Genomic DNA, 23,457 nt, shown 5'->3' with positions numbered 1-23,457 from the left:
CAGACGCCATACCTCGAAAGCGGCATGGGCTTCGTCGCTGAAGTCTGGCTAGCTATGACTTCCGACACTGACTTCCGACACATGGCCGTGAAGAGAACGACAATGGAATGGCTTGGGAATTATCGGCAGATGAGGCTGGGGTGGACCACGTTACTGCTGACAGCGCTGCTGCTGGGCGGCTGCGGCACGCAGGGCATCGAGCGGGAACCGGTGCAAGAGGCGCCTGCCAAGACCGCCAGGCAGTCCCCGGAACGTACCTGGGGGCCGGTGATGAAGGCCGTCGCCATGGCGCAGCTCTATCCGGATGGGAAGTCGGTGGTCGATCTGTTGCCCAAGCGCGACCCCGCGGCTATCGTGGCCGACTTCGAACGGCTGCAGCAGCAGGAAGGGGAAATCGACAAGGCCCGGTTGCAAGCCTTCGTCGATGCCAACTTCGATCCGCGTCCGGAGAACGAAACGCGCCTTAGCGAGGCGGCCGATACCTCGATCGAGACCCACATCGTCAACCTGTGGCCCTATCTGACACGGGACCCAGCGGATACCGACGAAGGCCCCTGGAGCAGTCTGGTCTCGTTGCCCGAGCCCTACGTGGTGCCGGGCGGGCGCTTCAATGAGATGTTCTATTGGGACAGCTACTTCACCATGTTGGGCCTGGCGCGCAGCGACCGCTTCGACCTGGTGCGCGACATGGTCGACAACTTCGCCTGGCTGATCGACACCTACGGGTTCGTGCCCAACGGTACGCGGACCTATTTTCTGACGCGTAGCCAGCCGCCGTTCTTCGCTCCGATGGTAGCGCTGCTGGCGGAGCATGACGGAGAAGCCGTCTATCGCCGCTATCTGCCCGAATTGATGCGGGAACACGACTATTGGATGCGCGGCGCCGATGAAATCGGCCCCGGCGAGGTACGTGAGCACGTGGTTCAACTGGCCGACGGCACCTTGCTCAATCGCTATCACGGAAGCGAGAACTGGCCCCGGCCGGAAGCCTACGCCGCCGAACGCGAGCTGGCCGCGCGTAGCGACCGGCCGGCTCCCGAACTGTACGGCCATCTACGAGCCGCTGCCGAAAGTGGCTGGGACTTCAGCTCGCGCTGGATGGCCGATGGCCAGCACCAGACCACCATCGAGACCCGCGATATCCTGCCGGTGGATCTCAACGCGCTGCTGTACCAGCTCGAACGCACCCTGGCGCATGCATGGCGGGTCGAGGGCGATGATGCCCAGGCGGCACGCTTCGAGGCGCTGGCCGAACAACGTCGAAGCGCGATCAACCGGGTCTTCTGGCAACCTGACGGGGGCTACTACACCGATTACGACTGGCGGCAGGGGCATCTGACCGATGCCATTTCAGCGGCCATGGTCTATCCGCTGGCGTTTGGCGTCGCCGATCCGGCCAAGGCCGATGCCACGGCCGAGACGGTGCGGCGCGAGCTGCTGCGCGCCGGGGGCATGGTCACCACCACGCATAACACCGGCGAACAGTGGGATGCGCCCAATGGCTGGGCGCCGCTGCAGTGGCTGGCGGTTTCCGGTCTCGACCGCTACGGACACGACGACCTGGCCGAAACCATCGCCCGGCGCTGGATCGAAACCAATCGCGCGGTCTACCAACAGACCGGCAAGCTGGTCGAAAAATACGACGTGGTCGACCCCGCCGTGGGCGGCGGCGGTGAATATGATGTCGTCGACGGGTTCGGCTGGACCAACGGCGTCCTGCTGGATCTGATGCACCGCTATCCGTCGCAAGCCAGCCAGTAGCCAAGTCTCGCCATTGAAGACGGCCGGGCCACAAGGTCCGGCCGTTTTGTGTGTCAGCACGCTCGGCAGCGTCGCTGTAACTGGAAATCCGAAGGCGACGTATACGGCAAAGCTACAAGCACTCCCCCGAGCGATCTCGACCGCTCGAGGACGTTAAAACGCTATCGTTGGCGTTACCAGTGGTAGCTGACTTTCGCCCGAATCTCGCGGCCCGGGTTGTAGTAGTTGGCCGTGCCGGAGCCGACGACGTGCTGCTCGTCGAAGATATTGCTGACGTTGATCGTGAAGTCGGTGTTCTGGACGATCCGATAGTCGAAGGCGGCGTCGAACAGCGTTGCCGAATCGCTCTTCGAGGTATTGGCGGCGTCGAAGTAGTAGCCATCGGTATAGCGGGCGCCCAGACCGACGCTCATCTTCTCGCCCGGCAGCGTGTAGTAACCCCAGAGCATGGCGGTGTGTTTCGGAGCGATGGCGAAATCGTTGCCCTTGATCGAGGTGCCATCACGCAGCGTGCCCTCTTCGACCTCCGTATCCAGATAGGAGTAACCGCCGACGATGCTCAGATTATCGGTCAGCTCGGCTTTGGCCTCGAGATCGAGACCGCGCGCCCGGGACGTTCCGATGGTTTGCTGGTCGATGGCGCCATTGTCCTGCACTACGGCGATGGTCACGTCGTCTCTTTCCAGGTTGTAGATCGCCGCAGAAAACTGGGCGTTCATCCCGTCGGGCGAGTATTTCAGGCCGATCTCCTGCTGTTTGCCGCGCTCCGGTGTGACGCCAATGGTGGGCGGTGCGACCGACTCTACGTAGCTGACGTAAGTGGAGAGTTCGTCGTTGACGATATAGGTCAGTGCGCCACGCACGGTGGTCTCCGAGAAATCGTCGCTGTCGTCGAAAGCGGCGCCGTAGGATTCCCCCTCGCTCGAGAGATCCATCGAGTCGTTGCGTACGCCGGCGCTGACCACGAAGCGATCATAGAAAGAGAGATTCTGCGTCAGGAAGACCGAACGAGTCTGGTAATCCTGGTTTTCGTACCGGTAGGGCGTCAGGTCTTCGGGACCGCCACTATAAACCGGGTTGGTGATATCGATGGGTTCCGCATTCCCGTAGATCGACTGGCTATCAGTCGAGGCGTCGCGGTACTCAATACCACCGAGGGTGCTGCTGTCGATCTCGCCGAAGCTGGCATCGTACTGCAGGATGGTATTGCCGATGAACTCGTGAGCTTCGGTATCGGTACCGAAATAGTCTCGGTTCACCACCGTGCTGGTGCGCGCAGCGACATCGTTAATATAGACGTACTGAAAGTCATCCTTGAGATCGCTATAACGCAGGTTCGTGCTCAGCGTCAGGCCGTTTTCGAAGTCGTGGCGCAGCTGGCCGGTGATGCTAGTGCGATCGACGTCTTGATCGTTGAAGCCGGGCTCGCCGAAGAAGTCGTCGCGGTCATACTCTCGGTCGAGCGGATAGCCGCCGCTATTGGGCGTGTCGTCTCGGTTGAGATAGTCGACGATCAGCGTTGCCGTGGTTTGATCCGTCGGTTCCCACGTCAGGCCGCCCATCAAAAGACCACTGTTATCCTTCGAGTGATCGTACTCTCGGTCGCTGTCCTGAATCTTTCCGGTGAAGCGATAGGCCAGTGTCTGGCCTGAGTCCAGGACATCGCCGACATCGATGCCGGCTTCCTTGTGATCGAACGATCCGTAGGAGAGAAAGCCGTTGCCGAAGCGCTCGAATCGTGGTCGCTTGCTGACGAAGTTGACCGATCCGCCCGGGTCGGCGGGGCCGAACAGCGTCGAGTTCGAGCCGCGCAGCACCTCGATGCGCTCGTAGGCGTATGGATCTTCACGCACGCCACGCATGGAGCCCAGCGTCATCCCGTCGCGATAGGTCGTGGCCTGAAAGCCGCGAATCTGGAAATAGTCGTTGCGGTCATCGGTACCGTAATAGTCAGTGATGACCCCGGGGGTGTATTGCAGAACCTCCTCGGTAGTCTGGGCGTCGCGCTGCTCGATCTCTTTCTGGGTAATCACCGAGACGGAAGCGGGCGTGTCCTGAATGCTGGTAGCGACCTTCCCGCCTACCCAAAGCTCCCGCGCTACGACGGTATCGGCGTCGTCGTCAGGCGCTGCCTGAGCGTTGACGATAACGGGAGATAGGCGGTACGCCCCATCGTCGCTCCCTGTCTGCTGCGCGTTTCCGAGCGCGGGAATGGTGAATAGTGCTGAACCGCAGAGAATCGCCGTGGTGGTGTGATGACACCATGACGGTTTCTCGCGGCTCACGATCGTGCGATTGCGACCGCTCATCGTGGTGTCCCCGAAAGTGAATGATCTCTTCTTATATACCCGCGGTTTTTTTATGGCGGGCTCGAGGATTATCCGGAGGACACACCTATCAGTCAATAATGATAATTCTTCTCAATTTCATTCGCGTTCATGATTGGCTATGCGATGCTGTAGAATCTTGCGCAGCCACTGCCGCGTAAGGCGTCGATCCACTATGTTGCCTCACACCCCGGATCGTCATGCGCTCTCCCGCTCCACCAGCCTCACCCCCAGGTCCAGCCGTTTATCGCTTTCCGGCAGTTCCCCCCTGAGGCGTGACAGCAGCAGTCGGGCGGTGTGCTGGCCGATTTCCCGGCGCGGTGGCTCGACGGTGGTCAGCGGCGGGACGGTGCTGGTGGTGAAGTCCAGGTTGCCGAAGCCGGCGAGGGCGAGCCGGCCGGGGATCTCCCAGCCCTGGCGCTGGCATTCGCACAGTACGCCAAGCGCCACCATGTCGTTGGAGCAGCCGATGGCTTCTATCTCGGGGTGGGCCTGCATCAGTGCCTGGGTCAGATGGCCGGTCTCCTCGGCATGGCTGCGTCCGCTCAGCTCGCGCAGCTCGACGGTGCCGCCGGCAGCTTCGACCGCGTCTCGAAAGCCGTGATAGCGGTCGCGGGCGCGCACGTCACGCTGGAAGTTGGTGCTGACGAAGGCCATTCGGCGCCGGCCCTGGCGCAACATGTGTTCGGCCACCAGGCGGCCACAGGTGTGATGCGAAAAGCCCACGATCATATCCAGCCCCGGCTGGCCGTAATCCCACATTTCGACGATGGGCGTGTCGTTGCTGGCGAGCACCGACAGCGACTTGCGGTTGTGCAGAAAGCCGGTCAGCACCAGGCCGGCGGGGTTCCAGCTCAGAATCGACCGGATCAGTTCCTCTTCCCGGGAGTCGTCGAACTCGGTATTGCCGATCAACAGCTGATAACCGGCGCTACGCAGATGGCGCTCCAGCGTCTCGAGCGTTTCCGAGAAGAACGAGTTGGTGATGGTCGGCACCAGCACGCCGATCACGTTGGAGCGCGACGAGGCCAGCCCGCCAGCCATGGTATTCGGCAGATAGCCCAGCCGGTCGATGGCCGACTGGATCTTCTCGGCACGCCGGGAGGAGACCTCATCGGGACGACGCAGGTAGAGCGATACCGTGCTCGGCGAAACGTTGGCCAACTGGGCGACTTCGCCCATGGTCACTCGCTGTGAACTGCGTCTGCTTCTTGCCACGGTTTCTGGCCCCTTCCTTCGCGATCACCGGGTTGTGTCGGTCCTCGCACCCGGCGTCTCGCTGATAAGCGTATGAATGTCTTGTGCTTTCGTGTCGATGCCGTTCGCTACGCTTTGTCTGAAAAATGTCTGCGCTCACCCATACGGCGTTAAAAATCGACTCAAAATGCTCATTTACTCCGCGTAAACTGGGACGCCAGCCCGGTCCTTTTTCGCCGATTTTGATTCGCTACGCTCACCCTTCGGGTCAGCCTTCGGCTGTTACTCCCTAAAGTCGTTGCGCCTTGTCTGGCTATCGCTCGCCGACTTTTCAGACAGAGCTAGTGTATCCAGTCCACGCTGAGGTTTCGTCTTTCTCGCCGGCTGCGGTCCGGGTTGAAGCGACGCTCTGCCGTGTCGGCGCGGCTACTTGTCCTTTGGTCTAAGGCTACGACGAATGGACGATTGGCAAAGATTGTCCGGTCAAAATCGTAGCGCTACGATTCTAGTCCATCTCGGCGGGCATCCGTTATTCGCCCAAAGGCTTAGGCGAGAGCAAGAGTTCGAATCAGCTCGGGAAGAGCGCACACAAGTCTGACGACGTCAGCCATGCGTTCTGTTTTCCGCCGTTTTCGCAGCGCTACGAAAAATGGAGCTAACCATGACAACATTGCGTTATTCGCTGGCCGCCCTTGCGCTGATTGGCGCAACCCATTCGGCGATGGCCGCCGATCATCTGGACATCATCGTGCCGTTCTCGGCGGGTGGCGCCACCGACATCGTCGCGCGCAGCTTCGAGCCGATCTTCTCGCAGCGGTTGGGTGTCACCTCGGTGGTACGTAACGTGGCCGGCGCCAGCGCAACAGTCGGTACGGCGGAGGTCGCCAATAGCGAAGGCAATCCCAACATCATCGGCTATGAACCCGCCGGTGCGCTGTCGATCCAGCCCTCGCTGAAGAAGCTGCCCTACGGCCCGGACAGCTTCACCTATATCTGCCGCACCGTTTCCAACCCGATGTTCCTGATGGTCTCGAAGTCTTCCGATATCGAGTCGTTCAAGCAACTGGTCGAGGAGTCGCAGGAATACCCCTTCCTGTATGGCTCTTCCGGCCCCGGCACGTTGCCGCATCTGGCCATGGCGGCATTGACGGTCAACAGCGATCTCAAGGCGGAGCACGTGCCCTACAGCGGTTCCGGCCCGGCGATGAATGCACTGGCCGGCAACGAGATCCAGATCATGGCCGATACCGAGACCATCCTCGAAAACTACGACCTGCGCCCGTTGGCGGTCTTTGCAGAGAACCGAGTAGAGGGTTATCCCGACGTGCCGACGATGCAGGAACTCGGCCTGGCGGAGATGGACTTCGCCGTCTGGCAGGGCGTCGTCGCGCCCAAGGGAATTTCCGAGGAGCGCACTCAGCAGTATGCCGAGGCGTGCAAGGCGACGGTGGAATCGGACAAGTTCAAGTCATTCGCCGACAAGGCCAAGGCGGATATCGCCTATCTCGGACCGGACGATTTCAAGGCGTTCGTGCAAAAGCGCTTCGCGGCCAACAAGCAGGTGCTCAAGGACGCTGGCCTGACGCCGTAACCCGTTCTTTCGAACCCTTGTTCTCTCGATCTCTCAGGAGCCGCGATCCATGTTCGCATCCTTGATCCATCCTCGAGTATTGACCGCGCTGGCCCTGTTGCTGGCTGGCGCCGGTCTTTCGATCACCGCGTGGCAGGGGCCGGCAAGCGCCATGCTGGTCCCCCGCATCGTGCTGACGATCTGGTGCGTAGTGGCGCTGGCGATCCTGATCGGCGAGTTGATCCGCCGCGTCCCGGTGAAACGCGTGACGCTGACGCCTCTGCCGCTGTTGATGGCGGCGATATTGATCGCGGCGATTGCCACGGCGAGTCTCGGCTTTCTGATCCCGGCGTTGCCGTTGGTGGCGTTGACGCTATGGCTGTTTCGTATCCGGCGGCCATTGCCGCTGCTGCTGGGCACGATCGTGATCGGTGGCGGTTTGTGGTTCCTGTTTCACCACGTGCTGATGATCCGGTTGCCGGCGCTGCTCACGAATGGAGTGATCTGAGATGGACATGATTCTGGCAGCGATGGGTGACGCTTTCACCTGGCAGGCGCTGCTCGCCATCGTGATCGGCACCTGGGCAGGCATCATCATTGGCGGCCTACCCGGGCTGGGGTCGGTGGTTGGCTTGACGATCTTTCTGCCGTTTACCTTCGGCATGGATGTCATTACCAGCATGGCGCTGCTGATCGGCGTCTACTGCGGCTCGGTCTATGGCGGTTCGATCACCGCGATTCTGATCAATACCCCCGGCACGCCGCAGTCGGCGGCGACCACCTTCGATGGCTATCCGATGACCCAGCAGGGCCGCGTCGACGAAGCGCTGGGCTGGGCCACCTTTGCTTCCTTCTTCGGCGGCGTGCTCTCTTGCGTGCTGCTGATCTTCTGCGCCCCTCAGCTGGCCAAGTTCGCCGTCAATTTCGGCTCGATCGAGGTGTTCGCGCTGGTCTGTCTGGCGATGCTGTGCATCGTCGGGATTTCCCGCGGCAGCCTGCTCAAGGGGCTGGTCTGCGGGATGATGGGCTTCTTCTTCTCGACGGTGGGCAGTGACCCGATCACTGGCGCCGACCGCTTCACCTTCGGCACCTACGCGCTCAGCTCCGGGCTGGATCTGATCCCGGTGGTGGTGGGGGCCTTCGCGCTGTCGGAAGTTTTCGTGCGTTTCTCGGCGCGAGACGAAGAGGCGACGACCATTCCCGAGGCGCGGCTGCGCTTCCCGAACCTGCGCGAGATCGGCCGCCGTCTGATCGAACTGGTGCGGGGTTCGTTCATCGGCAGCTTCGTCGGCGCGCTGCCGGGCACCGGGGCGGCAGCAGCGGCCTTCATCAGCTATGCCGCGGCCCAGAAGCTGTCGCCGCGGCGGGCCAATCTGGGCAAGGGCGAGCCCGACGGCATCATCGCCTCGGAATCTTCAAACAATGCGGTGACCGGCAGCGCCTTCATTCCCACCCTGGCCCTGGGCATTCCCGGCGACGTGGTCACGGCCATGATGATGGGCGCGATGGTGATTCACGGCATTACGCCGGGCGTTCGTCTGATGGTCGACCAGGCGCAGACGGTCTATGCGCTGTTCGTGGTGCTGATCATCGTCAACGTGGCCATGCTGGTTCTCAGCAAACCCTCCATCGGCCTGTTCCGCTACCTGTTCAAGCTGCCATTGGGCTTCGTGATGGGCGGCATCGTGATGTTCAGCTTCATCGGCGCGGTGTCGGTGCGCGGCAATCCGCTGGATCTGGTGGTCGCGGCGCTGACCGGCATTCTCGCCTACGTGCTGCGTCGCGGCGGTTATCCGCTGGCGCCGCTGGTCATCGGCATGGTGCTGGGACCGGCGCTGGAAAGCTCGCTACGCCGCGGGCTTCTGATCTCGCGCGGCGATTTCCTCTCCTTCTTCACTCACAGCGGCATCGCCGCGACGCTGTTCGTGTTGATCGGGCTGTTCCTGGTCTGGACGACGATGGCGGGCGTGCTCGACTGGCGAGCAAAAATCGCCGCCCGACGCGAGCCCGTATCGCCTTCGAGCAGCCGCGCATGAGCATCGACATCTTCGATTTTTCTTCCTTCGCCGACACTACCCTTCGCAGAGCGATTTCTTGCCATGATCATCACTGACCTCAAGACCCACGTGCTGGCCGCGCCGCTGGAGCAGCCTTTCTCCTTCTCTCAGGGCTGGGTGCATCAGCGCACGGCAATGCTGGTGGAAATCCATACCGATGACGGCCTGGTGGGCTGGGGCGAATGCATCAATCACGGGTTGCAGCCGCCGCAGGTCGCCCAGGCGATGGTCGAGCACGCGCTCAAGCCGCTGGTGATCGGCCGCTCGATCTTCGACCGCGAGGTGCTGTGGGAGACGATGTACAACCACACCCGGCCCTACGGTCAGAAAGGGGCGGCGCTGTTCGGCATCGCCGCGATCGATATCGCGCTGTGGGATCTCGCCGGCAAGGCGCTGGGGCAGCCGATCCACCGCTTGATGGGCGGGGCGTTTCGTACCGCAATCCGGCCTTACGCCACCGGCTTCTATCGTCGCGAAGGCGGAAAGTATCCCGAAGAGGTGGTCGAGGAGGCGCTGCGTCATCAGGCCAATGGCTACCGGGCGATGAAGCTCAAGACCGGTTTCGGCATCGAGGCGGACATCCGCGACATGCGCGCGGTGCGCGAAGCGGTGGGTGACGACATTGCGCTGATGATGGATGCCAACTGCGCCTACAGCGTGCCGGCGGCGCGACGCATTCTGATGGAGCTCGAAGAGACGCGTGTGCATCTGTTCGAGGAGCCGCTGAGCCCGGAGAACCGTCACGGCTATCGCGAGCTCAAGGGGATCTCTCGCACCTGGATCGCCGCCGGCGAGAACGAGTACACCAAGATCGGCTATCGCGACCTGATCAGTGAAGGCGTGCTCGATGTCATCCAGCCGGATCTCGGCGCCGCCGGTGGTCTCACCGAGTGCCAGAAGATCGCCGCCATGGCCCAGGCCTGGCACGTACCGTTGATTCCCCACGTCTGGGGGACCGGCATCGGGCTGGCGGCGGCGGTGCAGTTCATCGCCACGCTGCCGCCGCAACCGCTGTCGCTGACGCCCGACGAACCCATGCTCGAGTACGACCAGTCCGCCCACCCGTTCCGTCAGGAGTTGATCGGCGGCGAGTTCCAGCTCAATGCCAACGGCTGTGTCGAGGTGCTCGACAAGCCCGGCCTGGGTATCGAGATCGACCGCTCGATCATCGATCACTACACCATCCGCTAAGCCGTGCCCACAGGAGAGCCACATGAGTCAGAACCGTAAAATCCTGCTGTTGGGCGTCGACGGCTTGATCCCCGAGCTCGTCGAGCGCTTCTGCGCCGAGGGCGTGCTGCCCAACATCCAGCGCCTGCGCGATGAAGGCGGCTCGACGCGGCTGCTGCCCTACATCTCGACCTGGGGTGACACCAACTTCGTGACGTTTCTGACCGGTCAGGCGCCGGGCACCAGTTGGGTCGGCCAGCGACTGCCGCCCAGTGGCACGCAACACCTGCTGGAGCTGATGAGCGCCGCGGGGCAACGAGCGGCGCTGGTGCATTTTCCCGAGAGTCTCAAGCCGACCGGCCCTGAGGATCTCTGCTTCGCCCCGTTCTGGAGCGGGAGCGGGCCGGCACCGATGGAGCTCGCTCCGGCGTGCCTGCACAGCACTCGGCTCGATCGCTGGGAGGCTACACCCCAGACCGAAGCCCTGGGGTGGCCGCCCACCGGCACGCTGGCGCACCATCAGAAGCACAATCGCTTTGCCATCGAGCGCAGCGGCGATGATTTCAGGGCGATGATCCCAGCACATCGTGGCGAGCCCGTACCGGTAACGCTGAGCCCGAACGGCGAGCGTCTCCGGCTCATCCTGGCGGGCGGCGAGGCCAGCCTGAGTGTCGGCGAGTGGAGCGAATGGCTGCCGCTCGAACTCGAAGGAAAGCGGACGGCGATACGCTTCAAGCTGCTCGATTTCGACGCCGCCAGCGGCAGGATCGATCTGTTGCAATCCCAGGTGACCGCGCCCGCGTCCACCAGCGGGCAACCCGAAGTTGCCCAGCGGTTGATCGAGCGCCACGGCCCGTTCATCTCCAAATGGGCGGTCTCTGCCGACCCGGATACACGCTACTTCGAGACCAGCTTCGAGGAAGGGCGCTACCAGCTCGAGTGGCTGGTCGACAGCGCTCTGACGCTGCTCAACGAAGAAGGTTTCCAGCTCTTTGCCACGGTCTTCCGGCTCAACGACGAGACCCATCACACCTGTCTGGCGCAATGCGATCCCGAATCGAAGTTCTACGCCGCCGATGATGCCGTGCGTTATCTCGAGGTGATCCGGCGTTCCTACCGGATTCTCGATGACGCCTTGGGTCGGGCGCTGGCCGGTTGCGACGACGATACGGTGGTGGTGCTCGCCTCCGATCACGGCGACGTGCCCAATAGTCATCTTTGTGATATCCACAGGCGGTTGGCCGAATTCGACCTGTGCACGATCGATGGCAATGGGCGACCGGATCCGGCGCGAAGCCAGGCGTTTCTCAAGGACGAGCGCGGCGGACTGGAAATCTTCGTCAACCGGGACCGGGTCGCCGTCGAGGATATCGAGCGTGTGCAGACACGCATTCTCAAGGCGCTGACCACCTGGTATGTCGATACCGAATCGGGCGAGCGCAACGTGGTCGCGCTGGCACTCAAGAAACAGGACGCCAGCCCGCTTGGCTACTGGGGCGAGCTGATGGGCGACGTGCTGTTCGCCTACGCTCCCGGTTTCGTCTGGGGCACCAACGAACGCGGTGACACGGTGGCCGAACTCGTTACCCCCGGCGCCAACCACGGTCCGCAAGTGCCTACCGCCAGCACCGCGTTCGCTTCCAACCACGGCGTGGCGTTTTTCCATGGCGCGGGGATTCGTGGCGGTGTCGAGTTGCCATTCGATACGGCTCGCGGCATTCAACGCATGGACAGCGCCGGGGCCACCTTCGCCAGGCTGCTCGGCCTGCCCACCGACTCGCTGGACGGCAAGCCGTTGACTGCGCTGCTGGACCCGGCTTGATTCATCACTGAACGTAACGGCTGCTCATGGAGGAAGAGGCGTCTCGAGTTGAGCGATGGAAAGACGCCTCGCATTGCGTCCAGTCTGTTTTTACGCGGCGCCAAGGTTAATGGATATCAATAATACTCGCTCATCCTGAACAACCCGGCCGCGTGTGCGCTGCTTTTCGTTAGTCGAGTTTATCGACATTAACTCATGGGAGTTTTTGTCGATAAACACTTCTCTTTTATGACTATACATTGACCTATTGGCTAGCCGGTGACGCCAACGGCTCGCCTCTACATTGGTTACATAGAAAACCTGATACGAGGCTTTGTCGTTTGGCAGGAGCTGCTACCTTTAGGTCGTGCTTGGCGATTGCCAATTGCACAACGAGAAGCATGGAATGCATCAACTAAGCGAGTGAGCCTTTGGCTATCAGTTTCGCAAGCATTGTCGCGAAACCGATCATGGCTATCGCTTGGTCAATCCAATGGAGTTTCGATATGGTCATTAAAAGCGCTAACGATCTTTTTATTCACTTGCTTTCTGACGTCAATAGTGCAGAAAAGCAAATTACTCGCGCACTTCCCAAGCTGGCACGTGCCGCCGATAACGATCAGCTGGTGGAAGCCTTCAAAAAACACCTTGAAGAAACCCGCGGGCAGGTGGAACGGCTCGAGAAAGTGGCGGATACGATTCCTGATATTCGAATCAAGCGCACCAAGTGCTATGTCATGGAGAGTCTGATCGAAGAGTCTCAAGAACTCATCGATAATGCGGAGAAAGGCCCCGTTCTGGACGCAGGCTTGATAGGTGCGGCTCAAAAGGTGGAGCACTATGAAATTGATCATATTGATCATGAGCTATTGCTCAAGGCTCTTGACCACCATTGCTCTGAATCCTGGGTGCTGCTGTATGTGAGGCGCTGGCTAACGGCACCGATGCAGACGAAAGATGGTAAGCAGGAACGACGGAACGTTGGCACACCACAAGGTGGCCCGTTATCGCCAGTTCTGGCAAACCTGTTTCTGCATTATGCATTGGATCGTTGGCTGACCGTTCGTCATCCGGATATCCCATTCTGCCGATATGCAGATGACGGAATACTGCGTTGTCGAAGTGAGCGTGAGGCTCAGTATCTGCATTCCCAGCTAGATATGCGTGAGGTGGACCCAATAGCTATTCACAGAGATGCCCAACAAACGAGTATACTGGCCTGTGTTTGTCCAGGCTGCTCGGATAAATCACCATCAGCTCCTTGCTAAGGCCAGGCTCACTCACGGGAATAGCCACCAGACTTCCATTTTGGACCTCCTCCCGTACAGAACTTTCAAGCACCAACGATGCGCCAAGTCCGACCTTAACCGCTTGCTTGACGGCTTCGGTGCTACCCAGCTGCATAGATACCGTCGGAAATGGCCCATGCTCACCGAAGTAGGTCGCCAAAAGCCGGCCAGTGCCGGTGCCGGGTTCGCCGCCGATCAGAGCCATGTTAGACAGCGTATCGCGGTCGATATCGGTTCGACGGGCTAACGGGTGACCAGGCGGAACGATTAGAACAACGGGCTCGTTACGCCACGCCTGAGCATGGAATCCGGGTAGATCATGCCACCACTCCATAATCGCCACGTCCAGCTCACCGTCCGATAAATGCCGTGCAATAGTCGGATTGGAATCTATTACCACATCCACCTCGGGCCCTACGCCCAGCTCCTTGTAACGACGGATGTAGGGCTGGAGCATATAAATCCCAATATTGGAGCTCGCCCCAACGCGAAGTCGAGCCTCCATAATGGAAGATCTCGCCTGCTCCTCCAGCCGGAGCAGACTTCGGGCAAAAGGCAACAAGGTTAAGGCAGCCCGGGTTGGCTCACAGCCAGAGCGCCCCCTGTGGACCAATAAAACGCCAAGTTGGTTTTCGAGTTTTTGAAGGTGCTGGGACAGTGTGGGTTGTGCGATGTCCAACTGGCGGGCTGCGGCCTGAAACCCGTTGTGGTCCAGCACCGCCACGAAACTCTTCAGCCAGACAAGATTCAGCATGGGCCGCTCTCGCGGCCACTGGGATCATTGATCGCATCACCCGGCCGCTCACCCCGAAGCACTTGCAGAATGTTCCGAGCAGCGCGTTGCTCGATAGCCAGACGCACCTGGCTGACTGCCGATCCGATGTGAGCAGTAAACAGCGTGTTGGGGTGGGCCCTGAGCCCCTGGGCGATCTCCCTCGGACGATCTTCTCTCGCCCAATCTTCCATCTCAAACACATCAGCGGCGTACCCCCCCAACTGACCGGATTGAAGCGCTTGCAGAACACTACCCTCATCCACCACAGATCCACGGCAGGGATTGATAAGGAATGCGCCCGGTTTCATTCCTGTTAGCGTTTCGCGATTAATGGTGTGGAGGGTTTGCTCATTGAGCGCCAGTGCCAGGATCACAATATCTGACTGGGCCAGCAGCATCTTGAGGGGAGTATGGGACAAACCCAGTGCCTGCTCATGCTGCACGGGTAAACGTTCCGGCTGGGAATAGATTAAATCCGCTCCCCATCCGTTCAGGCGCTGCGCCACCGCTTGGCCGATGGCCCCCATACCCACAATACCAATCCGTGAGCCTTCGATCCCCTGCCCATAGAAGCGTGGTGTCCAGCCAGTAAATTCACCGGATCGAACGAAGTGGTCCGCCGCCTTGACTTGTCGGGTGAGACTGATCGTCAGCCCGACCGTTAGCTCTGCAGTAGGCACGGTTAGCAAATCCGGTACAAATGTCAGCCAAACCCCATGACGCGTGCAGGCATCCACATCAAAGTTGTCATAGCCTTTCAGGGCTGCACCAATCACCTTCAAGCGCGGACACCCCTGTAGGAACTCCACTCCAACTCGGTCTGGCATGAACGCCATCATCGCATCAGCGTCTGCAACGCGCGCAGCCACTTCCTCCTGGGGCAACGTGGCGCCGGATTGGTTGGTGACCAGCTCGCAATCTTGGGCAAGTTCATCCAGAACACTGTCATGGATCTTATGGGTTATCACAACCTTGGGTTTCATCGACGTTCCTTATTTGAATTTCTTACGAAGGCGGCCACTGAGACTGTCCACGACGGTGACCATCAACAAGATGACAATGAGAATGGCGCTGACTTCCTGATACTGCATGATTCTCAGCGAGCCCATCAATTCGAAGCCAATACCACCGGCACCCACCATGCCCATTACGGTCGAGGCACGGAAATTGTATTCCCAGCGATAAATGGACACGTCCGCGAATTGAGGAAGTACTTGTGGCAGCACGGCGTGATAGAGCACCTGCAAGCGAGTAGCGCCGGCAGCATCGGCCGCTTCCACTGGCGCCTCATCTACATGCTCAATCGCTTCGGCAAAAAACTTTCCAACCATGCCAATGGAGTGAAGACCGAGCGCCAGTACGCCAGGCAACGCCCCAAAACCAACAGCAGCCACGAAGATGATGCCCATGATCAGTTCCGGGACTGAACGCAAACCGTTTAAAAGGGTTCGAGTTACTTGGAACACCACCGGATGTGGAGAGGTGTTGCGCGCAGCCAGGAATGCCAGTGGCACAGACAAGGTTACTGCAATGGCAGTACCGGCAATGCTCATCGCAAGCGTGTCGATTAACGGCGACACCCAGCTGGCCACATTGGTGAAGTCAGGTGGAAGAGATTCGCCAATGAGTGTGCCTATGGCTGGCACGCCATTGGCAAGTGTATTGAAATTGAGCAGCCCTACGTACCAACTTGCGACAAAAATGATGAGCAGCACTAACAGCGACTGTCCGAGTTTTTTCCGCCAGCCTTTCGCGTGCTCATCCAGCACGGAGGCCGACGGGGCCGGCGACAGAGTCGCCGGTTCCGTCGTTGTATAGTTCATGGGGCACTCCTCACATTTTTGCGAAATCAAGATTGAGCAGGACACCCATAGCGCGGATGACATCGTAATCTTCGTCGGTAATTGCCGCGAATCCCTCAGCCTTCAGGTTGTCGAGAATCTCCGGGTCATCGATCTGCAGAAAGGCTTTCTGAATGTTGCTCTTCAGCTCAGGGGCCAGGTTCGAACGCATGGCCCAGGGGTATTGAGGAAAGTCACCGCTGTAGCCCAGCACTTTGACCTTGCTCCGATCAATCAAACCGCGGTCCATCACATGCTCGAAGATAACTTCGGACAACCCTCCGGCGTCGGCATTGCCATTGGCGACGTTAACCGCAACAGCGTCATGGCTACCGACGAAATGAGCCTCATAGTCCTTTCCGGCTTCGAGCTCTGCCTTCTCAAGGAGTACGGTCTTGGGGATCAGGTGGCTGGAAGTGGATGCGCGGTCACCGTAGGCCATTTTCTTGCCTTTGATATCCGCGAAGGAGCCAACGCCAGAGTCTGCATTGGCAATAATGATGGAGCGATAAGTCGGCTTCCCGTCTACCACCATGGCGGCAAAGGGTTCAATGTCACTCTTACTCTTGGCCATCACATAGGACAACGGACCAAAGTAAGCCAGGTCAATTCGGCCAAAACGCATGGCTTCGATCATGGAGGAGTAATCGGTGGTAACAATCAGTTCTACTTCCTTACCAAGAGTGGTTTCCAGGTAATCCTTCAAAGGTTGGTTTCGCTTGATCAGTTCTGACGCGTTCTCATCCGGCAGCAAGGCAACTTTCAAAAGATCAGGGTCTGTATCTGCGGCATGGGCTGACCAATGGATGCCGAGCATCATTATCAGAGCCAGCAAAGAGTGAATCATTGTCTTCATTGTGCTATCTCTCCAGTACGTCTGTCGTTATCGGGGTGGTCTTAGGTTTATGGATGGCTGGTTTGCCTTCCGCAGCTACCACGCTGGGTGAACGGTGGTAAATCTCGTCCAGGTGTTTCGATTTCAGGTTTTCAGGAGCATCGTCAAAAACGATATGAGCGTTCGAAAGGCCGATGATCCGGTCTGCAAAACGCTGGGCGTATTCCAATTGGTGCAAGGAAATAACCGCGGTGATTCCATCTTCCTGACAAATATCGCGCAGTAGGCCGAGTACCTTTTCAGAAGTGGCCGGATCCAGGCTGGCAACGGGCTCATCGGCAAGAATCATGGATGGTTGCTGCACCAATGCTCTGGCGATTCCAACCCGCTGCTGCTGGCCGCCGGACAACTGATCTACTCGGGAAAGCGCTTTGTCAGCCAGACCTACGCGGTCGAGGCATTGCAGAGCCAACTCCAGGTCCTGCCGGGGCAGGGGAAGCAGGCTTCGCCAAGTACCGTGATACGCAAGTCTGCCTGTCAGCACATTCTGTAACGCGGTGTATCGTTCGATCAGCTGGTGATGCTGGAACACCATGGCGGTGCGGCTGCGGTGCTGTCGCAGGATTCTACGGTTGGTCAGTTCACCAAACTCGCCAGACACAACCTTCCCGGTTGTGGGCTTAACCAGGTGATTCAGTGAACGAAGCAGAGTGGATTTACCCGCGCCTGAAAGTCCCAGTAGCACGGTGAATTCGCCCTTGTGAAAGTGAACGTTGGTGGGTTTGAGCGCGAGGACGTTTCCCGGGTAGGTTACGCCCATACTCTCGACTCGAAGCATCACATTGGTTGATTGAGTTGGCGCCACAGGATCACCTTTTGCAATAAATAAGCTCGCCGTATTGCGAGTTACAATTGAACGGTAAAGCTGAGGGATGACACCGTCGTGTCACTGACGTGACAGGTTGATGAAGTGCTTTTGGTTCGCAAGGATTTTCCGAAGGGCTCTGTGAAATACATGGAGCTCAGCCAAAGTGGAACGAGCCACCCAGGAGCTTAAGCAACAAAAATTGCGTTCCACCGTCAGTCGGCGAATCTCACGGTACAGTTCGTCCGTGCTGAGTTCATCGAATTGCTTACCGACTATACTCTTGCCTTCGAGGAGGTCGGACGCGCTCTCCAATAGGTCGCGCTTCCAGGTGCTGACTATGGTGGGGTGGATCTGGAAACGGGCAGCAATTCAAGGTGTGGCCTTAAGGGTGGGCAAGGAAAAAGAGCATCGACAGTAAAAACCATGGGCGATGTGCAAACCATCAACTCTGATCCTGGCCTGGTGGTCTGGGTGGTTCGCCAGCCCTGCCCATTGTTCTCCACAGTAGCCTGATCGCACTGTCATAATCCCGCGCAGTGGTCGGTGCAAAATCATGTGCCCGATAAAACTCGTGCACCTGCCGCCGGCCAATTTGGTCGGGGGCGCGTCCACACCATCGTAAAAATGTTTCGATGCGCCTGAGTTGCCGCCGACGAGCGGTTTTCCCACCTTTTCGGGCATGTTGGTGCAGTCTGTAGAATAATTCCTGCCTCATGGCCTGGCTCCTATGTACGATGCCACGACATCGATTCTTCCGTGTCCGAGTTCGACAGCGATGATCTCCCGAGCCGATTTGTCGTCCTCTCTGGTTGCCTGGCCGCCATCAATCGGAATCCGGTGGCCTGTTAGCGCCTGTTAGCGCCTGGTATCGCTCACTGGCGTAACCTGCTCGGAGGTCATGCAGGCCAGTCATTCCCCATCTTTGCAGAGTCTCTCGAATTCCCCGCAATCCCTTATCACGGAACTGTGCCCAGGTCTGATCCTCCGGAATCAGCGAACGGGCCTCACCCTGGACCAGAGCTGCGCGTTCCAGCGACGCTATCTGTCGGCCCTGTGTGATAGGCACCTCTCGCCGTTTTCCGCCTTTCGTGCCGTCCGTGATGGTCACTCTGCCAGTTGACCTCGCCTCGTTTAATGCCCCCTTGGCGTTGATCAGGCTCGCTTCTTTTGACCGAAGGCCCAGGTCCCGAGCCAGGTCTGTGATGGCTTGGCCACGGGCTGTCATACGTTCCCTGGCAGCCTCAACTTTGTCTCGCTCGATAGATGCAGCGGGCGTTTTCCGTATATTCGATCTTTTTGCAATACCGCAGGTCCTGGTAGGACTCACACTGTTCCACTCTCCTCGCGTGGCGGCTTTCATAACCGAATTTATCGCCGAGACCAGATTCTGGGCGTATGACGCCGACATCGTGCCGTCTGCAACCTGGTCGGCCAGGGACTGGCCATATTGTGTCACCAGCTCTGCAGTGATCTCCTCCAGTCGTCTGAGGCCCTCGCTCTGAGCGAATGCCGCAAAAAGAGTGAAACGATCTCCTACACTGGCTGCGGTGGAGAAGCTAGCATCGCCATTGGCTGCCTCTTGTTTCATGGCAAAGCGCCCGGCCTGTGCCATATCTCGTGTTCGTAATCCGTAATTGTTGCCTCTCAAACCCGTTTCTCCGTTGGTAAGTGATACGCAGTGTGATGAAGGCACACGCAAGCCTGCGAGAGTGACGCGATTCTGCTGCCGGTGCGTCAGTCCGGCTTCCTGGTGAATGTGTCTTTCCGATGCGGTTTCGAGTGCTGTGGCGAGGGTCAATCGCACGCGGTACCGGCCTCGTCCTGATAGGGCATTGGCGACACCGCCCCGGCGTAGGCATAAGCCCCATGCTCCAGTTGGCACGGCTCGGGCAGCGGAAAGGATGACGAACGAAGTTTCTGGAAATCGCACCTGCAAGGCACGATTTCGTCGTGTTTCGTCCGCCGCTCTTGAAGGCTAATCCCGCGCTACGCGCGGCCTAGCATTAGGGCGGTCTCCGCCGTCTCTGTGTGCGTTAACACTTTCACAGAGACGGCGGATTTTGCCGCCTATGGCACCTTGTGCGCAATGGCTGAGCAGCTCGGTTATACCGAAGCCAAAGATATCCTTGCCGAGACGCTCAAGGAAGAGAAGGCCACCGATGACAAGCTCTCCAAGCTGGCCAAGCAGAACGTGAATCAGAAAGCGGGATAAGTCTCGAGTTCCGGATCGATTAGGCCCTCATGGCGAGGGCCTTTTTTGAGGTTTCAGTAAGCGGTTTCCATCCGAAAGAAATCATCTTTCGATATCCGGCTTGCCGGGCGTAAAGCTGGGTGGATCGCTCGCCGGGAAACTGTCCGCGCTCATGTCGTCCACACGGGCCTGCATTTCCTGCTCGGAAGGAACGGCAGGAAAGTGATCCACCGGATCGTTCAAGACCCAGTGCGTGTCATGGCGAGTCAGCTTTTCCATCGGAATACGGTAAGTGGTGCCTTCCTCGGTTTCCATCAATACGTTTTGCGTACCGTTTTCCTTGATGACATTACCTACCAACCGACTTTCGCCGTCATAGACAGCGCTACGTTCATTTTCCATGTTGGTAACCTATACCGAATCCGTTCGTGGATGAGTTCTCCTCAGACAACTGCTTTCTCAACATAGCCCTTTTTTCGGGTGTCGAGAAGCACTCCTTCGGTACGATGAACCGCGGTTGTTTATCTGCGCTAATCGATACCTGTCAAAGCGTTGACGCTGCCTTGACGTTGCCTCGCGATCGGGATTCTGCGATCGGATTTGATGTGCTTTAACGCCGCCGGGCATCGGTGCGCTCGCGGGATTGGCGATCGGCTAACGTTAAACATTGCCAACAGGCACTATCGTCGACCGTGACCGCGACCTACCGCGATCCGGCTGAAAAGGGAGAAATTCGATGTCTTCCGAAGCGCGACATACGCTTTCGCATACCCGCAAGCAGGATATGGCTCCGGTCACTGGCGTGGAACGCTGGGCTTCGCTGGGCGGTGGTTTGTGGGGGATAGCAGGCGGTTTGAGAAAAGGCGGCCTCATGGGTTGGGGGCAGGCCATCCTGTCAGGAATGCTGGTCTATCGGGCCATCAAGGGAGAGTGTCGGCTCAAGGGCGCACTCTCGGCCTCTCCTTACGAGAAGCACGTGGCCGAAGCGCATCATTGGCAGGCGGCCAGGGTGGTCTCGCACAGCGTGACCGTCAACAAGCCTCGCGATGAGCTCTACCGTTTCTGGCGCGCGCCCGACAAGCTGGCCGAAGTCCTGACGCCCGCCATGCATATCGAGCAGGTCGACGATCGGACGACACGCTGGATCCTGGATAGCGACCCCGCGAAACAGCTTCTCGTGCGTCTCGTCGACGATCGGGAGGGGGAGTTCCTCGAGTGGGTCTCCGACTCGGAAGCTCTGCCGCCGTTTTCCGGCTGGGTGCGTTTTCAGGACGCGCCAGGCAGAGGCGGGACGGAAGTCCAGTGCTACGTGACCTACGAACCCGCCAAAGGCCACTTGGGCTATCTGGCCGACAAGGGATCGGGCGGCACTTCCCATTGGCTGCACCGCAACCTCCGGCGCTTCAAGCAGAAGATGGAAACCGGCGAGATCACGGCATCGCGGCCGTTTACCTGAGATTTGGGAGATTGGAAAATCGGGCTTGTCCAGGAATTCGTGGACCACCAGACGTTGTCAAGGCACGCCCCGCTTTCAGACGAAGCCTGTCGTCGGCTGGCCTTGTCGATCATGAATGTTCCGCGGGACGTGGCACAGGCCGAACAGGAACAAGGAGAGTCTTCATGCGAGCATTGACATGGCAAGGCACCAATCGGCTGAGCGTCGAGACGTTGCCCGATCCGGAATTGATCAACCCCCGTGACGTCATCGTTCGGGTCAAGCTGTCGTCCGTCTGCGGCTCCGACCTGCATCTTCTGGATGGTTACGTACCCACGATGCACGCCGGCGACGTGCTCGGGCACGAGTTTCTGGGAGAAGTGGTCGAGGCAGGAAGCGGGGTGACCCAGTTCAGCCGTGGGGATCGGGTCATCGCGATCTCGATCCTTGGCTGTGGCGACTGTCAGCCTTGCCAGCGTCAGGAATTTTCCTGCTGCGACAACTCCAACCCCAATCCCACGTTCACCCAGGAACTCTACGGACACGCCTGTACGGGCATCTTCGGCTACAGCCATGCATTCGGCGGATACGCCGGCAGCCATGCCACCTACGTCAGGGTGCCGTTCGCCGACGTCAATCTGTTCAAGGTGCCGGAAGGCATCAGCGACGAGAAGGCGCTGTTCGTCTCGGATGCCGTTCCCACGGGCTATTACGGCGCCGACATCGCCGATATCGAACCGGGCGACACGGTCGCCGTCTGGGGCTGCGGGGGTGTCGGGCAGATGGCCATTCGGAGCGCCTATCTGATGGGCGCCGAGCAGGTCATCGCCATCGACCGCTTCGAGGATCGGCTGCACCTCGCTCGCAAGCAGGGCGGGGCGATCGGGCTGAACTACACCCAGCATGACATTCATGATGCGCTGTTGAGCCTGACCGGCGGGCGCGGCCCCGACCGATGCATCGACTGCGTGGGCATGGAAGCGCATTCCGAACACAAGCTCGAAGATGTCTACGACCGTACGAAGCAGATGATGCGGCTGCAGACGGAACGCGGTGCGGCGCTGCGCCAGGCGATCCACTCCTGTCGCAAGGGAGGGACCGTGTCCGTGCTTGGCGTCTACGCGGGCTTCATGGACAAGTTCCCGATCGGCGCGGTCGTCAACAAGGCGCTGACGATGAAATCGGGCCAGCAGCCGGGGCAGCGCTATGTCGAACGGATCTTCGAACACATTCAGGCCGGCGAACTCGACCCTTCCTACCTCATGACCCATACCGCTTCGCTGGAAGAGGGCCCCCAAGGCTACGCCATGTTCAAGCACAAGAGCGACGACTGCCTGCGTGTCGTCTTTGAGCCTTGAGGCCAAGCCTCGAGGTCATAGAGCTCGAGGTCATAAAGCTCGAGGTCATAAAGCTCGAGGTCATAAAGCTCGAGGTCAGAGGCCATAGAGTAAGCCCGGCAAATCAGGAACTCTGGGAAAGGCACCAACGAAAGAGGCTCAACGATGATGTTGAGCCTCGGTTCGACAAGCCAGCAATATCTGTCTTTTCCGTTTACCGTTTACCGTTTACCGCTCAGTTCGTCACTTTCCGACCGGGCGAGGAAGGCACGGGTAACGTCGTCGAGGTTGTCTTCCAGCCACTTCGCCATGGCCAGCTCCTCCTGGAGGATGCTTTCGCAGACTTCCTTGATACGAATCTCACCCAACTGATCGGCGGCAGCGATCAACGCACGGTAGTTGGCGATCTCGAAGTGCTCGAAGGCGTAACTGGCGACGCTACCCTTGACCACTTCGTCGGGCGCCATGGAACCGCCGATCGCCTGGCCCATCGCGGCGAACTTCCCGCCCAGGTCTTTCATCGTCGAGGTGCTGGTATTCATCGACTCCAGACACTCCTCGAGCCGAGCGGCCTGGGACTTGGTTTCATCGATATGCTGGGTAATGCGCGCCTGCAATTTCGGATAATGCTCCAGACGCTTGGCCTGGGCGGTCAGCATCTGCTCGGCCTGCTCTTCCATGGCATGAGCGTCCTTGAGCCATGAATGAAGCTGTTGCATGGGATCGCTACTCATCGTTCATCTCCTTGAAAACTACCGGCCTCGTAGTCGAACGAAGGCCATCGTTGGGTTACGCATCCCTGAATCGAAGCCGTCCGGCTTATTCGGCCTCCCCCACGCCTTTCATGACATCGGCCATGTTTTCGTACTGGCCTTCGGGCAAGGCTTCGACGACTTTCATGACGTCGGATTCCGCACCATTTTTCTTGGCGTGCTCAACGATATCGTTCTTGCCTGCCGGAAAATCGATACCGTGTAGTGGCACAGTGAATCTGGCCACCTGA

At 59.3% G+C, this 23,457-nt stretch carries 21 protein-coding genes; 10 read left to right on the top strand and 11 right to left on the bottom strand.

Going from position 1 to position 23,457, the window contains the following annotated elements; all coding sequences use genetic code 11:
* The first annotated feature begins 102 nt into the window (after positions 1 to 102).
* Positions 103 to 1,761 carry an alpha,alpha-trehalase TreA gene (gene treA / locus CCD76_RS15080; protein WP_179208944.1) on the top strand — a complete coding sequence of 553 codons (1,659 nt, stop codon included), beginning with the start codon at positions 103 to 105 and terminating at the stop codon, positions 1,759 to 1,761.
* A gap of 173 nt (positions 1,762 to 1,934) precedes the next feature.
* On the opposite strand, the gene CCD76_RS15075 is transcribed toward treA, so the two are convergent.
* Positions 1,935 to 4,070 carry a TonB-dependent siderophore receptor gene (locus CCD76_RS15075; RefSeq protein WP_087720280.1) on the bottom strand — a complete coding sequence of 712 codons (2,136 nt, stop codon included), beginning with the start codon at positions 4,068 to 4,070 and terminating at the stop codon, positions 1,935 to 1,937.
* A 216-nt stretch (positions 4,071 to 4,286) separates the two neighbouring features.
* Positions 4,287 to 5,270: a LacI family DNA-binding transcriptional regulator gene (locus CCD76_RS15070; RefSeq protein WP_087720279.1), complete on the bottom strand. Its 984-nt coding sequence runs from the start codon at positions 5,268 to 5,270 to the stop codon at positions 4,287 to 4,289.
* Positions 5,271 to 5,946: 676 nt separating this feature from the next.
* Between CCD76_RS15070 and CCD76_RS15065 the strand changes: the two genes are divergently transcribed.
* The 6 genes from CCD76_RS15065 (at position 5,947) to CCD76_RS15040 (ending at position 13,151) form a co-directional block, all read left to right on the top strand.
* Complete coding sequence (locus tag CCD76_RS15065; RefSeq protein WP_179208943.1) at positions 5,947 to 6,876, top strand: Bug family tripartite tricarboxylate transporter substrate binding protein; 930 nt, start codon at positions 5,947 to 5,949, stop codon at positions 6,874 to 6,876.
* Between the two features lie 49 nt (positions 6,877 to 6,925).
* Entirely contained in the window at positions 6,926 to 7,363 is a 438-nt protein-coding gene (locus CCD76_RS15060) for a tripartite tricarboxylate transporter TctB family protein (protein WP_087720277.1), read from the top strand.
* A gap of 1 nt (position 7,364) precedes the next feature.
* A complete protein-coding gene (locus tag CCD76_RS15055) occupies positions 7,365 to 8,891 on the top strand; it encodes a tripartite tricarboxylate transporter permease (protein WP_087720276.1) in 1,527 nt (508 codons plus the stop codon).
* A 63-nt stretch (positions 8,892 to 8,954) separates the two neighbouring features.
* Complete coding sequence (locus CCD76_RS15050; RefSeq protein ID WP_087720275.1) at positions 8,955 to 10,103, top strand: mandelate racemase/muconate lactonizing enzyme family protein; 1,149 nt, start codon at positions 8,955 to 8,957, stop codon at positions 10,101 to 10,103.
* A gap of 22 nt (positions 10,104 to 10,125) precedes the next feature.
* Positions 10,126 to 11,904 carry an alkaline phosphatase family protein gene (locus tag CCD76_RS15045; protein ID WP_179208942.1) on the top strand — a complete coding sequence of 593 codons (1,779 nt, stop codon included), beginning with the start codon at positions 10,126 to 10,128 and terminating at the stop codon, positions 11,902 to 11,904.
* A 449-nt stretch (positions 11,905 to 12,353) separates the two neighbouring features.
* Positions 12,354 to 13,151: a DUF892 family protein gene (locus CCD76_RS15040; protein ID WP_218777048.1), complete on the top strand. Its 798-nt coding sequence runs from the start codon at positions 12,354 to 12,356 to the stop codon at positions 13,149 to 13,151.
* Here CCD76_RS15040 and CCD76_RS15035 read toward each other — a convergent pair.
* The 6 genes from CCD76_RS15035 to CCD76_RS15005 form a co-directional block, all read right to left on the bottom strand.
* Positions 13,066 to 13,926, bottom strand: coding sequence for a LysR family transcriptional regulator (locus tag CCD76_RS15035; RefSeq protein WP_011783503.1), 861 nt, complete (start codon positions 13,924 to 13,926; stop codon positions 13,066 to 13,068). The genes CCD76_RS15040 and CCD76_RS15035 overlap by 86 nt on opposite strands.
* Positions 13,920 to 14,930: a phosphonate dehydrogenase gene (locus CCD76_RS15030; protein WP_011783502.1), complete on the bottom strand. Its 1,011-nt coding sequence runs from the start codon at positions 14,928 to 14,930 to the stop codon at positions 13,920 to 13,922. The genes CCD76_RS15035 and CCD76_RS15030 overlap by 7 nt, the downstream gene beginning before the upstream one ends.
* 9 nt (positions 14,931 to 14,939) lie before the next feature.
* Positions 14,940 to 15,770, bottom strand: a complete 831-nt coding sequence (phnE, locus tag CCD76_RS15025) for a phosphonate ABC transporter, permease protein PhnE (RefSeq protein ID WP_011783501.1) — start codon at positions 15,768 to 15,770, stop codon at positions 14,940 to 14,942.
* 10 nt (positions 15,771 to 15,780) lie between these two features.
* Positions 15,781 to 16,644 carry a phosphate/phosphite/phosphonate ABC transporter substrate-binding protein gene (gene phnD / locus CCD76_RS15020; RefSeq protein WP_011783500.1) on the bottom strand — a complete coding sequence of 288 codons (864 nt, stop codon included), beginning with the start codon at positions 16,642 to 16,644 and terminating at the stop codon, positions 15,781 to 15,783.
* Between the two features lie 4 nt (positions 16,645 to 16,648).
* Positions 16,649 to 17,461: a phosphonate ABC transporter ATP-binding protein gene (gene phnC / locus CCD76_RS15015; protein ID WP_049756898.1), complete on the bottom strand. Its 813-nt coding sequence runs from the start codon at positions 17,459 to 17,461 to the stop codon at positions 16,649 to 16,651.
* 853 nt (positions 17,462 to 18,314) lie between these two features.
* A complete protein-coding gene (locus tag CCD76_RS15005) occupies positions 18,315 to 19,295 on the bottom strand; it encodes an integrase domain-containing protein (protein WP_143543301.1) in 981 nt (326 codons plus the stop codon).
* A gap of 222 nt (positions 19,296 to 19,517) precedes the next feature.
* Between CCD76_RS15005 and CCD76_RS15000 the strand changes: the two genes are divergently transcribed.
* Entirely contained in the window at positions 19,518 to 19,703 is a 186-nt protein-coding gene (locus CCD76_RS15000; protein WP_256961327.1) for a ferritin-like domain-containing protein, read from the top strand.
* Positions 19,704 to 19,784: 81 nt separating this feature from the next.
* Here CCD76_RS15000 and CCD76_RS14995 read toward each other — a convergent pair whose 3' ends face one another.
* Entirely contained in the window at positions 19,785 to 20,084 is a 300-nt protein-coding gene (locus CCD76_RS14995; protein ID WP_071232362.1) for a hypothetical protein, read from the bottom strand.
* Positions 20,085 to 20,418: 334 nt separating this feature from the next.
* On the opposite strand from CCD76_RS14995, the gene CCD76_RS14990 reads away from it, so the two are divergent.
* Together CCD76_RS14990 and CCD76_RS14985 are read left to right on the top strand one after the other, a co-directional pair.
* Positions 20,419 to 21,138 carry an SRPBCC family protein gene (locus CCD76_RS14990; RefSeq protein ID WP_087720271.1) on the top strand — a complete coding sequence of 240 codons (720 nt, stop codon included), beginning with the start codon at positions 20,419 to 20,421 and terminating at the stop codon, positions 21,136 to 21,138.
* A 164-nt stretch (positions 21,139 to 21,302) separates the two neighbouring features.
* The gene (locus tag CCD76_RS14985; protein WP_087720270.1) at positions 21,303 to 22,475 is read left to right on the top strand and encodes a zinc-dependent alcohol dehydrogenase; all 1,173 of its coding nucleotides are present in this window, start codon (positions 21,303 to 21,305) and stop codon (positions 22,473 to 22,475) included.
* 200 nt (positions 22,476 to 22,675) lie between these two features.
* On the opposite strand, the gene CCD76_RS14980 is transcribed toward CCD76_RS14985, so the two are convergent.
* Both CCD76_RS14980 and CCD76_RS14975 read right to left on the bottom strand, forming a co-directional pair.
* Positions 22,676 to 23,188 carry a ferritin-like domain-containing protein gene (locus CCD76_RS14980; RefSeq protein ID WP_071232359.1) on the bottom strand — a complete coding sequence of 171 codons (513 nt, stop codon included), beginning with the start codon at positions 23,186 to 23,188 and terminating at the stop codon, positions 22,676 to 22,678.
* A gap of 85 nt (positions 23,189 to 23,273) precedes the next feature.
* The coding region (locus CCD76_RS14975) for a DUF2795 domain-containing protein (RefSeq protein ID WP_306298812.1) at positions 23,274 to 23,457 on the bottom strand (184 nt) is incomplete at its 5' end.

Source organism: Salinicola salarius (assembly GCF_002179555.1).
Classification (GTDB): Bacteria; Pseudomonadota; Gammaproteobacteria; order Pseudomonadales; family Halomonadaceae; genus Salinicola; species Salinicola salarius_A.
This window is presented reverse-complemented; position numbering and strand designations above follow the sequence as displayed.

What these genes read in the sequence shown, in the direction of transcription:
- treA (WP_179208944.1), top strand. Translation starts at nt 103, where the DNA reads ATGGAATGGCTTGGGAATTATCGGCAGATGAGGCTGGGGTGGACCACG.
- CCD76_RS15060 (WP_087720277.1), top strand. Translation starts at nt 6,926, where the DNA reads ATGTTCGCATCCTTGATCCATCCTCGAGTATTGACCGCGCTGGCCCTG.
- CCD76_RS14985 (WP_087720270.1), top strand. Translation starts at nt 21,303, where the DNA reads ATGCGAGCATTGACATGGCAAGGCACCAATCGGCTGAGCGTCGAGACG.
- phnC (WP_049756898.1), bottom strand. Translation starts at nt 17,461, where the DNA reads ATGCTTCGAGTCGAGAGTATGGGCGTAACCTACCCGGGAAACGTCCTC.
- CCD76_RS15040 (WP_218777048.1), top strand. Translation starts at nt 12,354, where the DNA reads ATGGCTATCGCTTGGTCAATCCAATGGAGTTTCGATATGGTCATTAAA.
- CCD76_RS14995 (WP_071232362.1), bottom strand. Translation starts at nt 20,084, where the DNA reads ATGGAAAATGAACGTAGCGCTGTCTATGACGGCGAAAGTCGGTTGGTA.
- phnD (WP_011783500.1), bottom strand. Translation starts at nt 16,644, where the DNA reads ATGAAGACAATGATTCACTCTTTGCTGGCTCTGATAATGATGCTCGGC.
- CCD76_RS15075 (WP_087720280.1), bottom strand. Translation starts at nt 4,070, where the DNA reads ATGAGCGGTCGCAATCGCACGATCGTGAGCCGCGAGAAACCGTCATGG.
- CCD76_RS15050 (WP_087720275.1), top strand. Translation starts at nt 8,955, where the DNA reads ATGATCATCACTGACCTCAAGACCCACGTGCTGGCCGCGCCGCTGGAG.
- CCD76_RS14990 (WP_087720271.1), top strand. Translation starts at nt 20,419, where the DNA reads ATGTCTTCCGAAGCGCGACATACGCTTTCGCATACCCGCAAGCAGGAT.
- phnE (WP_011783501.1), bottom strand. Translation starts at nt 15,770, where the DNA reads ATGAACTATACAACGACGGAACCGGCGACTCTGTCGCCGGCCCCGTCG.
- CCD76_RS15065 (WP_179208943.1), top strand. Translation starts at nt 5,947, where the DNA reads ATGACAACATTGCGTTATTCGCTGGCCGCCCTTGCGCTGATTGGCGCA.
- CCD76_RS14980 (WP_071232359.1), bottom strand. Translation starts at nt 23,188, where the DNA reads ATGAGTAGCGATCCCATGCAACAGCTTCATTCATGGCTCAAGGACGCT.
- CCD76_RS15030 (WP_011783502.1), bottom strand. Translation starts at nt 14,930, where the DNA reads ATGAAACCCAAGGTTGTGATAACCCATAAGATCCATGACAGTGTTCTG.
- CCD76_RS15055 (WP_087720276.1), top strand. Translation starts at nt 7,365, where the DNA reads ATGGACATGATTCTGGCAGCGATGGGTGACGCTTTCACCTGGCAGGCG.
- CCD76_RS15035 (WP_011783503.1), bottom strand. Translation starts at nt 13,926, where the DNA reads ATGCTGAATCTTGTCTGGCTGAAGAGTTTCGTGGCGGTGCTGGACCAC.
- CCD76_RS15045 (WP_179208942.1), top strand. Translation starts at nt 10,126, where the DNA reads ATGAGTCAGAACCGTAAAATCCTGCTGTTGGGCGTCGACGGCTTGATC.
- CCD76_RS15070 (WP_087720279.1), bottom strand. Translation starts at nt 5,270, where the DNA reads ATGGGCGAAGTCGCCCAGTTGGCCAACGTTTCGCCGAGCACGGTATCG.